General features: G+C 53.8%; 1 rRNA gene. It reads left to right on the top strand.

Annotated features, from left to right (window positions below):
* Window positions 1–273: 273 nt before the first annotated feature.
* Window positions 274–1,226: ribosomal RNA gene (locus AXK61_RS24145) — 23S ribosomal RNA — on the top strand; the annotation flags it as partial.

Genomic DNA, 1,226 nt, shown 5'->3' with positions numbered 1-1,226 from the left:
GCTGCTGCGCGTCAGCGCCTGCGTACTGCGTCCCTGTGGGGGTGTGGGTGGGTGGCGGTGTGGTGGTGTGTGTTGTTTGAGAATTGTATAGTGGACGCGAGCATCAACATGACGCTGCACTGTTTTGGTGTGGTGGTCGTGTTTTTGTTTCTGTAATTTTACATGTTTCTGTGTAAGCATTTTGTTGTGTTTTTTTGGCGCTTGACGTCATGAAGGGCGCATCAGGTTTGTGATGGCTTTTGGTTGTCTCGGGTTTGGTGTGTGTTTTGTGTGTTGTAAGTGTCTAAGGGCGCACGGTGGATGCCTTGGCGCAAGGAGCCGATGAAGGACGTGGGAGGCTGCGATATGCCTCGGGGAGCTGTCAACCGAGCTGTGATCCGAGGATTTCCGAATGGGGAAACCCAGCACCAGTCATGTGGTGTTACCCGCCGTTGAATATATAGACGGTGTGGAGGGAACGAGGGGAAGTGAAACATCTCAGTACCCTCAGGAAGAGAAAACAATAGTGATTCCGTGAGTAGTGGCGAGCGAAAGCGGATGAGGCTAAACCATGCACATGTGATACCGGGTAGGGGTTGTGTGTGTGGTGTTGTGGGGTTCATCTTTCCAGCTCTACCTGGCTGGACAGCAGTAAGAAAGTGTCGTGTTAGGTGAAGTGACCTGGAACGGTCCGCCGGAGAGGGTGAGAGTCCTGTAACCGAAAACACGGTGCCTGTTGTGATGGATACCCGAGTAGCAGCGAGCCCGTGAAATTCGCTGTGAATCTGCCGAGACCACTCGGTAAGCCTAAATACTACCTTGCGACCGATAGCGGACAAGTACCGTGAGGGAAAGGTGAAAAGTACCCCGGGAGGGGAGTGAAATAGTACCTGAAACCGTGTGCTTACAATCCGTCAGAGCCCTCGTTGTGGGGTGATGGCGTGCCTTTTGAAGAATGAGCCTGCGAGTCAGTGCTCGGTGGCGAGGTTAACCCGTTGTGGGGTAGCCGTAGCGAAAGCGAGTCCGAATAGGGCGTTTGAGTCGCCGGGTCTGGACCCGAAGCGGAGTGATCTACCCATGGCCAGGGTGAAGCAGCAGTAAGATGTTGTGGAGGCCCGAACCCACTTAGGTTGAAAACTGAGGGGATGAGCTGTGGGTAGGGGTGAAAGGCCAATCAAACTCCGTGATAGCTGGTTCTCCCCGAAATGCATTTAGGTGCAGCGTCACGTGTTTCTTGCCGGAGGTAG

The sequence above is a fragment of the Tsukamurella pseudospumae genome (assembly GCF_001575205.1).
Lineage (GTDB): Bacteria > Actinomycetota > Actinomycetes > Mycobacteriales > Mycobacteriaceae > Tsukamurella > Tsukamurella pseudospumae.
The sequence above is the reverse complement of the archived record's forward strand: the minus strand, read 5'-3'. Positions and strand labels throughout refer to the sequence as shown.